8 protein-coding genes and 5 tRNA genes are annotated in these 15558 nt (G+C 44.9%); 3 read left to right on the top strand and 10 right to left on the bottom strand.

The features are described 5' to 3' along the window. Positions 1-49 precede the first annotated feature (49 nt). Both nrdD and DK428_RS02530 read right to left on the bottom strand, forming a co-directional pair. On the bottom strand, positions 50-2176 hold the full coding sequence (gene nrdD, locus DK428_RS02535) for an anaerobic ribonucleoside-triphosphate reductase (protein ID WP_109064237.1): 2127 nt from the start codon (positions 2174-2176) through the stop codon (positions 50-52). A 274-nt stretch (positions 2177-2450) separates the two neighbouring features. After that, positions 2451-4238, bottom strand: coding sequence for an AMP-dependent synthetase/ligase (locus DK428_RS02530; protein WP_109064236.1), 1788 nt, complete (start codon positions 4236-4238; stop codon positions 2451-2453). Between the two features lie 280 nt (positions 4239-4518). Here DK428_RS02530 and dnaE point away from each other — a divergent pair, with 280 nt between their 5' ends. Continuing rightward, positions 4519-7995, top strand: a complete 3477-nt coding sequence (gene dnaE / locus DK428_RS02525) for a DNA polymerase III subunit alpha (protein ID WP_109064235.1) — start codon at positions 4519-4521, stop codon at positions 7993-7995. A gap of 83 nt (positions 7996-8078) precedes the next feature. On the opposite strand, the gene DK428_RS02520 is transcribed toward dnaE, so the two are convergent. The 8 genes from DK428_RS02520 to DK428_RS02485 all read right to left on the bottom strand — a co-directional run bounded on the left by DK428_RS02520 (position 8079) and on the right by DK428_RS02485 (position 13534). Next, entirely contained in the window at positions 8079-8909 is an 831-nt protein-coding gene (locus DK428_RS02520; protein ID WP_109064234.1) for a class II glutamine amidotransferase, read from the bottom strand. A gap of 201 nt (positions 8910-9110) precedes the next feature. Continuing rightward, positions 9111-10460, bottom strand: coding sequence for an NADP-specific glutamate dehydrogenase (gene gdhA, locus DK428_RS02515; RefSeq protein ID WP_109064233.1), 1350 nt, complete (start codon positions 10458-10460; stop codon positions 9111-9113). A 274-nt stretch (positions 10461-10734) separates the two neighbouring features. After that, complete coding sequence (gene argH / locus DK428_RS02510) at positions 10735-12108, bottom strand: argininosuccinate lyase (protein WP_109064232.1); 1374 nt, start codon at positions 12106-12108, stop codon at positions 10735-10737. A gap of 111 nt (positions 12109-12219) precedes the next feature. After that, on the bottom strand, positions 12220-13008 hold the full coding sequence (locus DK428_RS02505) for a glycosyltransferase family 32 protein (protein ID WP_109064231.1): 789 nt from the start codon (positions 13006-13008) through the stop codon (positions 12220-12222). A 111-nt stretch (positions 13009-13119) separates the two neighbouring features. After that, positions 13120-13195, bottom strand: a tRNA-Val gene (locus DK428_RS02500). Positions 13196-13232: 37 nt separating this feature from the next. Next, positions 13233-13308 (bottom strand) — tRNA-Val (locus tag DK428_RS02495). Positions 13309-13345: 37 nt separating this feature from the next. Continuing rightward, a tRNA-Val gene (locus DK428_RS02490) sits at positions 13346-13421 on the bottom strand. A 37-nt stretch (positions 13422-13458) separates the two neighbouring features. Continuing rightward, a tRNA-Val gene (locus DK428_RS02485) sits at positions 13459-13534 on the bottom strand. 172 nt (positions 13535-13706) lie between these two features. Between DK428_RS02485 and gltX the strand changes: the two genes are divergently transcribed. Both gltX and DK428_RS02475 read left to right on the top strand, forming a co-directional pair. Next, positions 13707-15140 carry a glutamate--tRNA ligase gene (gene gltX, locus DK428_RS02480; protein ID WP_109064230.1) on the top strand — a complete coding sequence of 478 codons (1434 nt, stop codon included), beginning with the start codon at positions 13707-13709 and terminating at the stop codon, positions 15138-15140. 87 nt (positions 15141-15227) lie between these two features. Beyond that, positions 15228-15303, top strand: a tRNA-Ala gene (locus DK428_RS02475). Positions 15304-15558 lie beyond the last annotated feature (255 nt).

Genomic DNA, 15558 nt, shown 5'->3' with positions numbered 1-15558 from the left:
AAATCCCCTCTTTAGCAAAGAGGGGGGGAGATTTGGCATAGCCTTAAGATTACATGTGTTTAACCCGACGCTTAACCTCTTCCTGTTTCCCTGCATTAAACGGACGGGCATCCGGGCTACCGAGATAGCCGCAGACGCGGCGGGTAACAGAGACTTTTTCACTGTCGTGGTTACCGCATTTCGGGCAGGTGAAACCTTTGCTGGTGCATTCAAATTCACCGGTGAAACCGCATTCGTAGCATTCGTCGATTGGTGTGTTGGTGCCGTAGTAAGGCACGCGGTCGTAGCTATAATTCCACACATCTTCCAATGCTTTCAGGTTGTGTTGAATGTTCGGGTATTCGCCGTAGCAAATAAAGCCGCCGCTGGCGAGTGGCGGGTATACCATTTCAAAATCCAGTTTGTCGTATGGATTGACTTTTTTCTCTACGTCCAAGTGATAGCTGTTGGTATAGTAGCCTTTGTCGGTGACACCATCGATCACGCCGAACTGTTTGGTATCGAGACGGCAGAAACGATCGCACAGGTTTTCACTTGGCGTGGAGTATAAACTGAACGCATAACCCGTTTCGGCGCGCCATTGTTTCGCAACCTTGCTCATATACTCCACGATAGCCTGGCCTTTTTCACGTAGTATCTCGTCATCGTAAATATGTCCTTGGCGATACAACGCATTGATGGTTTCGTAAATTCCGATATAGCCGAGAGAAATAGAGGCGCGCCCGTTTTTGAAAATTTTTGCCACATTGTCATCCGCTTTCAAACGCACACCACAGGCGCCTTCCATATAGAGAATCGGCGCTACGCGGGCTTTGGTATGTTCCAAGCGGGCGATGCGGGTCATCAGGGCTTTTTTCACTAAGGCTAAGCGCTGATCCAAAATTTCATAGAAACGTTTTTCATCGCCTTTGGCTTCAATGGCAATACGCGGTAAATTGAGACTTACCACGCCGAGGTTGTTGCGTCCCTCATGGATTTGCTCGCCATGCTCTTCGTATGCACCCAAGAAACTGCGACAACCCATCGGCGCTTTAAAGGAGCCGGTGACTTTGACGACTTGGTCGTAGTTCAGGATATCCGGATACATACGCTTGCTGGCACACTCCAACGCAAGCTGTTTGATGTCGTAATTCGGATCGTTCGGCTCTAAATTTACGCCTTTACGTTGGGTGAAGACCAGTTTCGGGAACACCGGTGTTTTGTGGTTTTTACCCAAGCCACGAATCCGATTTTGTAAAATGGATTTTTGAATCAAACGTGCTTGCCAACTTGTACCGAGGCCGAAACCAAAGGTAACAAACGGTGTTTGACCGTTGGCGGTGTGTAAGGTATTCACTTCATATTCAAGAGACTGGAACGCATCAAAACATTCTTTTTCAATCAATGCTTGTGCATATCCTTGCCCATCGGGAACATTCCATTTTTCGGCGTTTTTCAAGTGTTTTTCATAGCTTAACTGTACATAAGGCGAAAGTACTTCATCAATTCGGTTAATGGTGGTGCCGCCGTAAATATGGCTTGCCACTTGCGCAATGATTTGCGCTGTAACGGCAGTGGCGGTGCCGATGGATTTCGGCGGTTCGATTTCCGCATTGCCTATTTTAAAACCGTGGGTCAACATGCCTTTTAAATCTACCAGCATACAGTTAAACATGGGGAAGAACGGCGCATAATCCAAATCATGATAGTGAATTTCGCCTTTTTCATGGGCTTCAACGACATCGCGTGGCAGAATGTAACGTTTGGCATAGTGTTTAGCCACGATGCCTGCTAATAGATCGCGTTGTGTTGGGATCACTTTGGCGTCTTTATTGGCGTTTTCGTTGAGTAATTCCACGTTGCTTTGTTCAATCAGCCCCTCAATTTCTTTTGTCAATTGGCTACGTTTCTCACGCGCCATATCACGCTCGTGACGATATTCAATATAAGCGCGGGCAATTTGCGGATATCGGCTCGCCATCAAGTGATCTTCTACAATCTTTTGAATGTGGCTAATATCAATTTCCTGCTGATGACGTGCAAAAATGTCATTGCTAACTTTTTGTGCAATGTCATGACAAAAGCGTTCATCTTGAATGCCCACTGCCTGTGCCGCTTTTTTAATGGCGTTAATAATGCGTTGAATTTCAAACCCAATGCGTGAACCATCACGTTTAATGACGAAAAATGTACCCATGTCAGCCACCCATATTTAGTGTGTTATTAAAGTAGATAATACTATATATAGACATTTTTGCAATTTCAACACACAATATGTAGTGTTTTTGTGGGTTTTGATGGAGTCGAAATATGATGAGAACAGTTAGTGATTGGTTTTACTGAGTATTCGTAAGAAAATAAAAAATTTTGTTGTTTTGTGATTTTGATCACACTTCGGATGTTTGATGTTCAATATAAAAAAGAGCGGTCAAAATATAAATATTTTTGACCGCTCTTTTTAGCATCACCGTTTAATCATACATTGCTTCAATTTGTTCCTTATAACGTTGCAAAATGACTTTTCGGCGTAATTTTAGGGTGGGTGTGATTTCTTCCAACTGCGTACTGAATGCTTGGGGTAACAGCGTGAAACGTTTGATTTGTTCCCAGCCGGCTAATTCTTTTTGTAGATCATTAATTCGACGCTCCAACATTTGGATAACCTCTGAATTTTTTAACAATTCTAAGCGATCCTGATATTTGATATTGACTTGTTTGGCGTATTCTTCCAACGCGGTATAGCAAGGCACAATAAGGGCGGAAACGTATTTTTTCGCATCAGCGATGACGGCGATTTGTTCGATGAATTTATCTTTGCCGATTTTGCTTTCCAACACTTGTGGTGCGATGTATTTGCCGTTGGATGTTTTCATCAACTCTTTAATACGGTCGGTGATGTATAAATTGCCGTTGGCATCAAATTCGCCTGCGTCACCGGTTTTCAAAAAACCATCGGTGGTGAAAGCCTCGGCGGTTTCTTGCGGTTTTTTGTAATAACCTTTCATGACCATACCGCCGCGTACGAGGATTTCGTTATTTTCGCCGATTTTGACTTCTGCCCCCGGCATTAAGCTGCCGATAGAATTGGCGTTAAAGTTGACGTCGTCCCAGCAGGAGACGGTCGCGGTGGTTTCCGTCATGCCATAGCCCAGTTTAATGTTCAGTCCAATGCTGTGGAAGAACAAGCCGATAGTCGGTTCTAATTTGGCGCCGCCACATGGCATCATGCGAATGCGCCCACCGAGTAGAGCGCGCAATTTGCCAAGTACCAGTTTGTTGGCGAGGGAATATTGTTGTTTTAACAGAAAACCAATTTTTTGTCCTTTTGCAAGGGCATCGAAATGTTGACGTCCGATGGCCATCGCCCAATGGAAAATCCATTGACGTAATTTTGGTGCGTTGTGCACTTTGTCTAAAATTGCCGTATAAATTTTTTCGTAAAAACGCGGCACGGCACACATTAACGTCGGACGAATCTCCGTCAAAGCCGACCGCACTTGATTGGTGTCTTCAATATAACAGTTGGTGGCACCACGATGGAGCACGTAAGCCACCCAAGCCCGCTCAAAAATATGAGATAGCGGCAGGAAGGAAAGGGACACATCGCTATCATCTACTTTCAGCGCCTGATCGTGCGCTTTTAGTTGATGTGCCAAATTGGCATAATCCAACATGACGCCTTTCGGCTCGCCGGTGGTACCGGAGGTGTAAATGAGTGTAAATAAATCCTCTAAGCACTTGCTATCCAACCGTTGTTGTAATTCCGCCTGATATTGCTCGTCGGCCATCTCAATAAATTCTTGCCAGTGGCAGGCTTTGGCGTGTTCATGCAAATGAATGGTGTTTTTCATCGCCACGATTTTCTGCAATTTTGGGCATTCATCGGCAATGTCGATGACCTGATCATATTGTTCTTGATCCCCCACAAAAATGATCTTCATATCCGCATTATTAATAATAAATTGCGCTTGTTTTGCCGTGTTGGTGGCGTAAATCGGCACAGTGACGGCGCGCACTTGCAATGTACCGATGTCGGTAATCGTCCAGCGCGGCATATTGTGCGCGAAAATACCAATTTTATCTTGAATATCAATATGATTAGCCAACAATGCGAGAGAGATTTGATCGATTTGTTGTTGCAGTTCCGCCCAGGAAATATCTAGCCAGTTATTGTCTTTGAAATAGCGAAGTGCGGTGCGATTTGCCAACGTTTTTGCTTGGCTACGAACGCGGTGAATAAAATGAAAATTGAGGTCCATGGTTAAAAATCCAAAATCAGCTAACAGTTGTGCGCTAATATAGCCGATTGAAAATCAAAACTCTAGCAATAAAGCTGTGTTTTGTGGGGATTTATTATACGTTTGCTCAATCTGATAAACAGCGGCAAATTATCCCTATAATTCCCCTAAAAATACCGCTAAAATTACGCATAATCGCTGAGACGATTATTTATGGTTTTGCTACCGTTAGTTAGTGAAGCCAACGTTCAAAATCCTTTGGATTTTGTGACCGCACTTTTTTGTTATCTTAAGGATTTTTATGTCGCAGCCACGTTTTGTTCATTTGCAGGTTCATAGTGATTTTTCCATGATTGACGGTATCGCCAAGGTGAAACCGTTGGTGAAAGCCTGTGTAGAAAACAACATGGTGGCGATGGCGTTGACGGATTTCACCAACTTTTGCGGTTTGGTGCGCTTTTACGGCGAAGCGTTGTCTTCGGGGGTGAAACCGATTATCGGTGCCGATGTGTTGGTGAAAAGCGAACTATGTGGTGATGAGCCTTTCCATTTAACCTTGTTGGCAAAAAATAACGAAGGCTATAAAAACATCACATTATTACTTTCCCGTGCGTATGAGCGGGGCTATTCCGATTTGCCATACATCGATCAACAATGGTTGGTGGAGCACAAAGATGGCATCATTATTTTATCCGGCGGTGTTCGTGGGGATGTGGGCAGAAAACTGTTAAGAAATAATGCCGACGAACTGAAAAGTGCGGTGGATTTTTACCGTGAATTTTTCCCCGAACATTTTTATTTAACGCTCACCCGTACCGGTCGCCCGGATGAAGAAGAATATATCCAAGCGGCATTAACCTTGGCGGAGCAAACCGATCTTCCCGTCGTGGCCACCAATGATGTGTGCTTTTTGCAGGCGGATGATTTTGAAGCCCATGAAATTCGCGTGGCCATTCATGATGGCTATACCTTAGAAGATCCGAAACGTCCTAAAAATTATACCGGCCAACAATATTTCCGTTCCGAACAAGAAATGTGCGATTTGTTTGCCGATGTGCCGAGCGCACTGGAGAATACGCTACTGATTGCACAACGCTGTAATGTCACTATTCGATTGGGTGAATATTTCTTGCCACAATTTCCAACCGGTGATTTAAGCACCGAAGATTATCTGATTAAGCGTGCCAAAGAGGGCTTGGAAGAGCGCCTTAAGGTGTTATTCCCTGATGAAAAGGTGCGTGCAGCACGCCGTCCAGAATACGATGAACGCTTGCAGGTGGAACTGGATGTAATCAACCAAATGGGCTTTCCGGGTTACTTTTTGATCGTGATGGAGTTTATCCAATGGTCAAAAGATAACGATATTCCGGTGGGGCCGGGACGGGGCTCCGGGGCAGGATCATTGGTGGCTTATGCGTTAAAAATTACCGATTTGGATCCGTTGGAATTCGATTTGCTTTTTGAGCGTTTCCTCAATCCTGAACGGGTTTCCATGCCTGACTTTGACGTGGACTTCTGTATGGATGGGCGCGACCGCGTGATTGAACACGTCGCCGAAATGTATGGACGTGGTGCGGTGTCGCAAATTATTACGTTCGGTACCATGGCGGCAAAAGCGGTGATCCGCGATGTGGGGCGGGTGCTGGGACAACCTTATGGCTTTGTGGATCGTATTTCTAAGTTGGTGCCGCCTGATCCCGGTATGACGCTCGCCAAAGCGTTTGAAGCCGAGCCAAAACTGCAAGAAATTTACGATGCCGATGAAGAAGTCCGCGCCATTATTGACATGGCACGCAAGCTGGAAGGCGTCACACGAAATGCCGGTAAGCATGCCGGTGGAGTGGTGATTTCGCCAACGCTAATTACAGATTTCTCGCCGCTGTACTGCGATTCGGAAGGCAAACATCCGGTGACCCACTTCGATAAAAATGACGTGGAATATGCGGGTTTGGTGAAGTTTGACTTCTTAGGCTTACGTACCTTAACCATCATCAAATGGGCGCTGGATATGATTAACGCGCGCATGGAAAAAGAAGGCAAACCGTTGGTGGATATCAACACTATCCCATTGGATGATCACCAATCTTTTGAAGTGTTGCTCAATGCTGAAACCACGGCAGTGTTCCAGTTGGAATCGCGCGGCATGAAAGATTTGATTAAGCGCCTCAAGCCGGACTGTTTTGAAGATATTATCGCGTTGGTAGCCTTGTTCCGCCCCGGCCCATTGCAATCGGGCATGGTGGATAACTTTATCGACCGTAAACACGGGCGCGAAGAAGTGTCTTACCCGGATGCCAACTATCAACATGAATCCCTTAAACCAATTTTAGAGCCAACCTACGGCATTATTTTGTATCAAGAGCAGGTCATGCAAATTGCCCAAGTGTTGGCGGGTTATACGTTGGGTGGTGCGGACTTATTGCGCCGTGCGATGGGTAAGAAAAAACCGGAAGAAATGGCGAAACAGCGTTCTGTATTTGAAGAGGGTGCCATCAAAAATGGCATCGACGGCGATCTTTCCATGAAAATCTTTGATTTGGTGGAAAAATTTGCGGGGTATGGCTTTAACAAATCGCACTCTGCCGCCTATGCGTTGGTTTCTTATCAAACCCTGTGGCTAAAGGCGCACTACCCGGCCGAATTCATGGCCGCAGTCATGACTTCGGAAATGGATAATACCGATAAAATCGTTGGCTTGTATGACGAATGTATGCGCATGGGATTGAAGGTCGTTCCGCCTGACATTAACACCGGGAAACATCATTTTAGCGTCAATGAAAACGGCGAAATTGTGTATGGTATCGGTGCCATTAAAGGCGTAGGCGAAGGGCCAATTGCGGCGTTAGTGGAAGCCCGTGAGAAAGACGGTATTTTCAAAAATCTGTTTGATTTATGTGCCCGCGTGGATTTAAAGAAAATCAATCGACGCACGTTTGAAAGCCTGATTAAATCCGGTGCTTTCGATAAACTCGGTCCACATCGCGCTGCCTTGCAGCGAAATCTGGAAGATGCACTACGTGCCTCCGATCAACATGCCAAAGATGAGGCTTTAGGGCAAACGGATATGTTCGGCGTGTTGACGGAAACCAATGAGGAAGTGGAACATTCTTATGCCAACATTGCGCCTTGGACGGAAAAGACCATTTTAGACGGTGAACGGGAAACTCTAGGATTGTATTTGAGTAGCCATCCGGTGAGTCGATATTTGAAAGAATTGTCCCATTACAGTCCGGTTCGCCTGAAAGAATTAACACCGAATTATCGTGGACAAATGAGCACCGCCAGCGGTTTAGTGGTGAATACCCGTATCGCCGTGACCAAAAAAGGCAACCACATTGGCATTGCTACCATTGATGATCGTTCCGGTCGTTTGGATTTGACCTTGTTCGGCGAAGCGTTGGATAAGTTTGGCGAAAAATTGCAAAAAGACACGGTGATCGTGGTGTCGGGGCAAGTCAGTTTTGATGATTTCTCGCAAGGCTTAAGAATGTCTGTGCGGGATTTGATGACGATTGACGAAGCCCGTGCGCGTTATGCCAAGAGCTTGGCGATTTGTCTGAATCAAGAGCAAATTAACACGACATTTATTAAACAGTTCAAGGCCATTTTAGCGCCTTACAGCGGCAACACACTTCCCGTCCACATTTACTATCTCAGCCCGCAAGGCCGCGCTTTAGTAAAAATGGGCGTGCAATGGTCGGTCAATCCTACCGATGAACTCCTCGGCGAGTTGGTCGAGTTTTTAGGTGAAAGTGCGGTGGAATTGGAGTTTGAATAAACGATAAATCGGAAGAAGAAAAAGTGCGGTGAAATTTTACCGCACTTTTTTTTGTATCATTTTATGTATTGATTAGCCGAGATTTAAGCCGCTTTACTTTCACCTAGTGTGCCGTCATCAATGATTTCCGTTCTCGGCGTGCCGATGATTTCCCAAATTTTGTCGCCGTTTTTGAAAAAGACGAAACCGCCGTTTTCCATTTTTGTCCACACTTCGTCTTTGGTGAGCGGCGCTGTGGTGATGATGGTGACCTTGTCGCCGTCTTTAGCGTAATTACTAAAATCAATCACGCCGTCGTCATCAATGCGTTGCGCCTTGCCGAAAGGCGCTTGGCGGGTGATGTAATGTAAGTTGGTAGAACAACGGGCGATCATCCATTCGCCGTTGGATAAAATAAAATTAAATGTGCCGCGTTCCGCCAGTTGATTAGTGATTTCTTGGATTGTGGCGAAAATTTGTTCTTCGCTTGGTTTTTTACGAAAGCGACTTTTCAATTGTTCCGCAATATAGCAAAAGGCGGTTTCGGAATCGGTGGTGCCGATTGGTTGGCATATGGATTCGCTCATATCGGGCAATTCGGTTAAGTTGCCATTGTGTGCGAACACCCAGTTCTCGCCCCAAATTTCGCGAATAAACGGATGTGTGTTTTCGATATTCACATCGCCTTGGGTCGCCTTGCGAATATGGGCAATGACATTGAGGGATTTGATGTTGTATTGTTTGACACAATCGGCGATAGGGGAAATATAACCCGGTTTGTTGTCGCGAAAAACGCGTATGCCTTTGCCTTCAAAAAAAGCAATCCCAAAACCGTCGGAATGGGTATTGGTTAAACCGGCACGATGGCGGAAGCCTTCAAAGGAAAAAACGATATCTGTCGGGACGTTACAGTTCATTCCTAATAATTGGCACATGATTTTTTTACCTGATATTTATAACCTTAGATTTAGTGACGATTTAACACGATAATCGAACAAAATTCAATATGGAAGCGCCTGCATTTTTAGAACAAAATGTTTGGTTTAATAACAAATTTCACTGAAAAAATAACCGCACTTTCATCTTGATTCGACAGAAAGTGCGGTGGGATTTTATGATGTTTTTTCTATACGATTTTAGTATACGCCTTGCGCCAACATGGCATCGGCAACTTTCACGAAACCGGCTACGTTTGCACCGACAACATAGTTGATATTGCCTTTGCCGTCAGAACCGTATTTTTTACAGTTCTCGTGAATGGCCAGCATGATGTGGTGCAGTTTTGTATCCACTTTTTCACGGCTCCAGCTTAAACGTTGGGCATTTTGTGACATTTCCAAACCGGATGTTGCTACACCACCTGCGTTGGCGGCTTTGCCCGGGCCGAATAACACACCGGCTTCAATAAAGGCGCTGGTCGCTTCAATAGTGGTTGGCATATTCGCACCTTCCGCCACCACTTGTACGCCATTAGCGATAAGAGTTTGGGCATCGGCTAATTCTAATTCGTTCTGGGTGGCGCATGGCAGGGCAATGTCCACTTTCAAATACCACGGGCGTTTGCCTGCAACATACTGCAAACCGAATTTATCTGCGTAATCTTTCACTCGACCACGTTGTGCGTTTTTGATGTCCATTAATGCAGCTAATTTTTCCGGCGTGAAACCTTCTTCATCCACTACTGTACCGTTGGAGTCGGAACAGCTAATCACTTTTGCGCCAAGCGCCATCGCTTTTTCAATGGCATATTGTGCTACGTTGCCGGAGCCGGAAACTGCTATGGTTTTGCCTTTTAGATCCAGGCCTTTTTCTGCCAACATGGCTTGTACGAAATACACTAAGCCGTAGCCGGTGGCTTCGGGACGAATTAAGCTACCGCCAAAGCTCAACCCTTTGCCGGTAAACACACAGCCGGTTTGATTGGAGAGTTTTTTCATCATGCCGGTTAAATAACCCACTTCACGCGCGCCAACGCCGATATCGCCTGCCGGCACGTCGGTGTCCGGACCGATGTGGCGATAAAGTTCGGTCATTAAGGCTTGGCAGAAGCGCATAACTTCCGCATCACTTTTGCCTTTCGGATCAAAGTCGGAACCGCCTTTGGCACCGCCCATTGGCAATGTGGTTAAGGCATTTTTGAAGATTTGCTCAAAGCCTAAGAATTTTAAAATGGATTGGTTGACGGACGGGTGGAAACGCATACCGCCCTTGAAGGGGCCAATAGCGCTGTTAAATTGGATTCGGAAGGCTCGATTGACTTGCACTTGGCCTTTGTCATCAGTCCATGCTACACGGAATTGAATGGCGCGTTCAGGTTCAACTAAGCGTTCCAATAAGGCTTCGGAGCGGTATTTCGGGTTTTTCTCAAGGAATGGCCAAATGGAAGTTAATACTTCACGTACGGCTTGTAAAAATTCCGGTTGGTGACCGTCACGTTGTTCGATTTTTGCTAAGAATTCTTCAAGGGAGGCAACTGCGTTCGACATAAGAATATCTCCTGTTGGTAGTGTGTTTGTGTCTGCATTATTTGTTTTCGCTTGGCTATATTGCTAAGTCAGAATTACTATGCAACAGGAAATCATACGGTTTCAAATATTTTTACAAAAAAATAATGAAATTTTTTCTTTTTTTTGTTCTATTTTATATTTTTTCTAAAAAAACGCTTTTTTAGTTATATGGAATTTATTTCATTTGGGGTTTTTGAAAGAAAAGTGCGGTCATAAAAATAAACTTTTTTATGACCGCACTTTAGAAGAGGTGTTAGGCGAATCTTGTTTTTGCTTCTGCAATGGCTTCCGCGATACGTAACGGTGATACCCCGCCTTTGGCGGCGCGTTTATCTAAGCAAGATTGTAAGGAAAGAATGTCGTATACATCGTCCGACACTTTTTCACAGAATTGACGAAATTCAGGAATCGTCAATTCTTCTAAGGCTTTGTGTTGCTTGATGGCATACACCACGGTTTCGCCCACAATATGGTGAGAATCGCGGAACGGTACGCCTTTGGCAACCAAATAATCGGCCAGTTCGGTGGCGTTGGAATAGCCTTTGAGGGCAGATTCACGGGTGCGTTCCACGTTCACTTTGATGTCGTCTAACACCAATGACGCCATATCTAAACAATCTTGCCAAGTGTCCAATGCGTCGAAAATGCCTTCTTTGTCTTCCTGCATATCTTTGTTATACGCCAACGGTAATCCTTTTAAGGTCATTAACATACCGTTTAGTGCACCAATGACACGTCCCGCTTTGCCGCGAATCAATTCGCAAGCATCAGGGTTTTTCTTCTGCGGCATGAGGGAGGAACCGGAAGTCACGCGATCGGAGAGTTCCACGAAATTAGATTCGCCACTGTTGAAAATAATCATATCTTCGGCGAAACGGGATAAATGCACCATGCTCAGCGAGGCGGCAGAGAGTAGTTCAACGATATGATCGCGGTCGGATACGCTGTCCAAACTGTTACGGGTAGCAAAGGCGAAATCGAGATCTTTGGCGAGCTGTTCGCGATCGATAGGATACGCCGTGCCGGCAAGGGCACCACTGCCTAGCGGACAGCTGTTCATGCGGCGGTAAGCATCGGCTAAACGGGAATAATCGCGATCCAACATTTCCACATAGGCCATGCACCAATGCGCAAATGTGATCGGTTGGGCACGTTGCAGGTGCGTGTAGCCCGGCATCACGGCATCTTGGTTATTTTCTGCGGTGAGCACTAATTTGCGTTGTAATTCGCGAAGGGAATGTTGCAATTCGGCCACCCGTTCTTTACACCACATTTTGATGTCGAGCGCCACTTGGTCATTACGGCTACGACCGGTGTGCAGTTTTTTACCCAAATTGCCTACTTTATCAATGAGTTTACTTTCCACCCAACTATGAATGTCTTCGGCATCATCTTGCAAAATCGCCTGAGAATTTGACCGCACTTCGATCAATAATTCGTTCAGTGCCTGTTCTAATTGTTGTTGTTCCTGTACCGTTAAAATATTGACAGAAACCAAGGCTTTCGACCAACCTATGGAGCCTTCAATATCTTGCTCGGCAAGGCGATAATCAAAACGTAATGAATCGTTAAAATGTTTAAAACGTTTGTCCGCCGCCTGTGTAAAGCGCCCACCCCAAAGTGCCATATTATCCTCTGATTGAAATTACAAAAAATTGGTGAAAAATATATCACATAACGAAAAAATGCGATCAACAAAAATTCGTTTTGCGATCGCATTTTTTCATTTCATTGACGATTATTTTAATAAATCTTCGTTTTTGGCGTGAATCCATTTACCGCGTTTTTTATCCATATATTGGAAATATTCATTGGCAAAGGTCCCTTGAGCGCAAGTAAGTTTATCGCGGCGGGTATTTACTTCCTTGTTTTCTAAGGCTTTATTTAATGTATCCGGACCGGTTAAAACAAACACCCCCCTATCAACGCGACGATTCTCGATATTGTCCACGATAATATCCAAGGTTTCTTTCAAAAACGGATTGCCTTTGCGACTGGCTAAAAAGAAGTTGGTGTAACGCCCGCGACGGGTGATGAGGACTTCGTCATCTTCCGGGTCGATCATATTATCCAAACAACCCACGAGATGTCCGTCAATATCCATATAAATGCCGCCGTCTTGGTAGAGCGTGAATAAGCGCCAAAAATCCGCTTGTGCGGCGCCATCCGTGAGTTGGCTATAAGCGGCGAAGGTGCGTGGATCGGCATATTTTTCAATATAGTCGCTACGCGCTTCAGTGCTCACATAGCGATAATCATAACTTAAGGAAAATAAGCGGTTGACCAAATAGTTGCAGTAAATCGGCAACGTCACTTTATTGCTGTAGTTGGTTTGCCAAATGACGCGATTAATTTTGCTTGGTTTGTCGGATTGGCGTTTGGCCGGGCTGAATTCAGGAATCGTAAAGCGCTTTTTGGGGAAAAGGGCGTGGAAAGGGTAACTTAAGGTTTTGACAATGTTCCCGACTAAACGTAATAGGCCGTTTGAAATTAAAAGTGCGGTCTGATTTTTAACTGTTTTTTGCATTAAATGAATCCGTTTATTCCATTGAAAAAAGTTGCTGTACTTTATCACTTTATATCAAAAGAATAAACTTTCGGAAGTCTTTGAAAGAAAAATCATTAATGGAAAATAGAGTGGTGGGCGATACCGGTCTCGAACCAGTGACCCCCTCCTTGTAAGGGAGGTGCTCTCCCAACTGAGCTAATCGCCCACGTTAGAATCTTAAAATAGGGAAGTATTTAAAGAAGTGGTGGGCGATACCGGTCTCGAACCAGTGACCCCCTCCTTGTAAGGGAGGTGCTCTCCCAACTGAGCTAATCGCCCACGTTAGAATCTTAAAATAGGGAAGTATGTAAAGAAGTGGTGGGCGATACCGGTCTCGAACCAGTGACCCCCTCCTTGTAAGGGAGGTGCTCTCCCAACTGAGCTAATCGCCCACGTTAGAATCTTAAAATAGGGAAGTATGTAAAGAAGTGGTGGGCGATACCGGTCTCGAACCAGTGACCCCCTCCTTGTAAGGGAGGTGCTCTCCCAACTGAGCTAATCGCCCTCAATGTTGTGAGCGTGCATTATAATTGCTCAATGATTTCAGTCAACAAATTTTTGTCAAAAATCCGTCGGTTGTTTCAAAAATAGGCACAAGCCGTGATTTTTCCTTATGAATTCAAACAACTCGTAGTACAATACCGCACAATTATTTTGCACATAAAAAAGGTTATAACATGAAATTAGAAGCATTATTTGATTTGGATCCAAGCGTGAAAGTGCGCACCCGTTTTGCACCGAGCCCAACCGGTTATTTGCACGTTGGTGGCGCGCGTACTGCACTTTATTCCTGGTTATACGCCAAACACAATCACGGTGAATTTGTGTTGCGTATTGAAGATACCGATTTGGAGCGCTCCACACCGGAAGCTACACAAGCCATTTTAGAAGCGATGGAATGGTTAGATTTGGCTTGGGAGCACGGTCCATATTATCAAACCAAGCGCTTTGACCGTTATAATCAAGTTATTGATCAAATGATTGAGCAAGGTTTGGCATACCGTTGTTATTGTACCAAAGAACGTTTGGAAACATTACGTCATACACAAGAACAAAATAAAGAAAAACCGCGTTATGACCGTCATTGTTTGCACGAACACAATCATTCTGCTGACGAACCGCATGTGGTACGTTTTAAGAACCCAACAGAGGGTTCTGTGGTATTTGATGACGCGGTACGTGGACGCATTGAAATCAGCAACAGCGAATTGGATGACTTGATTATTCGTCGTACTGACGGCTCACCGACTTATAACTTCTGCGTGGTGGTGGATGATTGGGATATGGGCATTACTCACGTCGTACGCGGTGAAGACCATATTAATAACACCCCGCGTCAAATTAATATTTTAAAAGCCCTTGGTGCGCCGATTCCTGTATATGCACACGTTTCCATGATTAACGGGGACGATGGGCAAAAACTTTCCAAACGTCACGGCGCCGTGAGCGTGATGCAATACCGTGACGAAGGTTATTTGCCGGAAGCGCTTATCAACTATTTGGTGCGTTTGGGCTGGGGCCACGGTGATCAGGAAATTTTTACCCGCCAAGAAATGATTGATTTATTTGATTTACACTCCGTGAGTAAATCTGCCAGTGCCTTTAACACCGAAAAATTATTGTGGTTGAATCATCACTATATTCGTGAATTGCCAGCGGACTACGTCGCGAAACATTTAGCATGGCAATATCAGGATTTAGACATTGACACTTCCAACGGGCCGGCATTAACGGAAATCATCACCATGCTTGCGGATCGTTGTAAAACCTTACGTGAAATGGCGCTTGCCAGTCGTTATTTCTTTGAAGAATTTGAAGCTTTCGATGAAGCCGCAGTGAAAAAACATTTCAAAGCGGGCGCGGTAGAAGCGCTTGAAAAAGTAAAAGAAAAACTGACCGCACTTTCCACTTGGGATTTGCATTCTACTCACGAAGCTATTGAACAAACCGCTGCCGAATTAGAGGTTGGCATGGGTAAAGTCGGTATGCCGTTACGTGTTGCGGTGACCGGTGCAGGGCAATCGCCTTCTATGGATGTAACCTTAGTGGGAATCGGACGTGAGCGCGTATTAAGCCGAATTCAACGTGCTATTGATTTTATTAACGGTTAAAATGCTTAATATTTAATCTGATAGCGACGAATTGAAAATTTAATATTGACAGACCAAGGGGCGGAATTTATCATAGCCGCCACTTACGGGGATATAGCTCAGTTGGGAGAGCGCTTGAATGGCATTCAAGAGGTCGTCGGTTCGATCCCGATTATCTCCACCAAATTCCAAAATCCTATCAATGTAAATTGATGGGATTTTTTCTTTTGGGTGCATATAGTTATATAACCCGCTGATCGGACAAGAGACGATATTTCCTAAAATAGGTTGTTTTCCTTGGCCGGGCGTGTTCTAATGCGCACCAAGCTAGACAATCACTTCAGTAAGTTAGTTATTTCGGTTCTTCCTCATTCAAGTTTTTAATTTGTACTTCGAAGATTCTATATATATCCATCTCTGTTTAAGTTAAATACCTAGT

This window comes from Aggregatibacter kilianii (genome assembly GCF_003130255.1).
Taxonomy (GTDB): Bacteria; Pseudomonadota; Gammaproteobacteria; order Enterobacterales; family Pasteurellaceae; genus Aggregatibacter; species Aggregatibacter kilianii.
The sequence above is the reverse complement of the archived record's forward strand: the minus strand, read 5'-3'. Positions and strand labels throughout refer to the sequence as shown.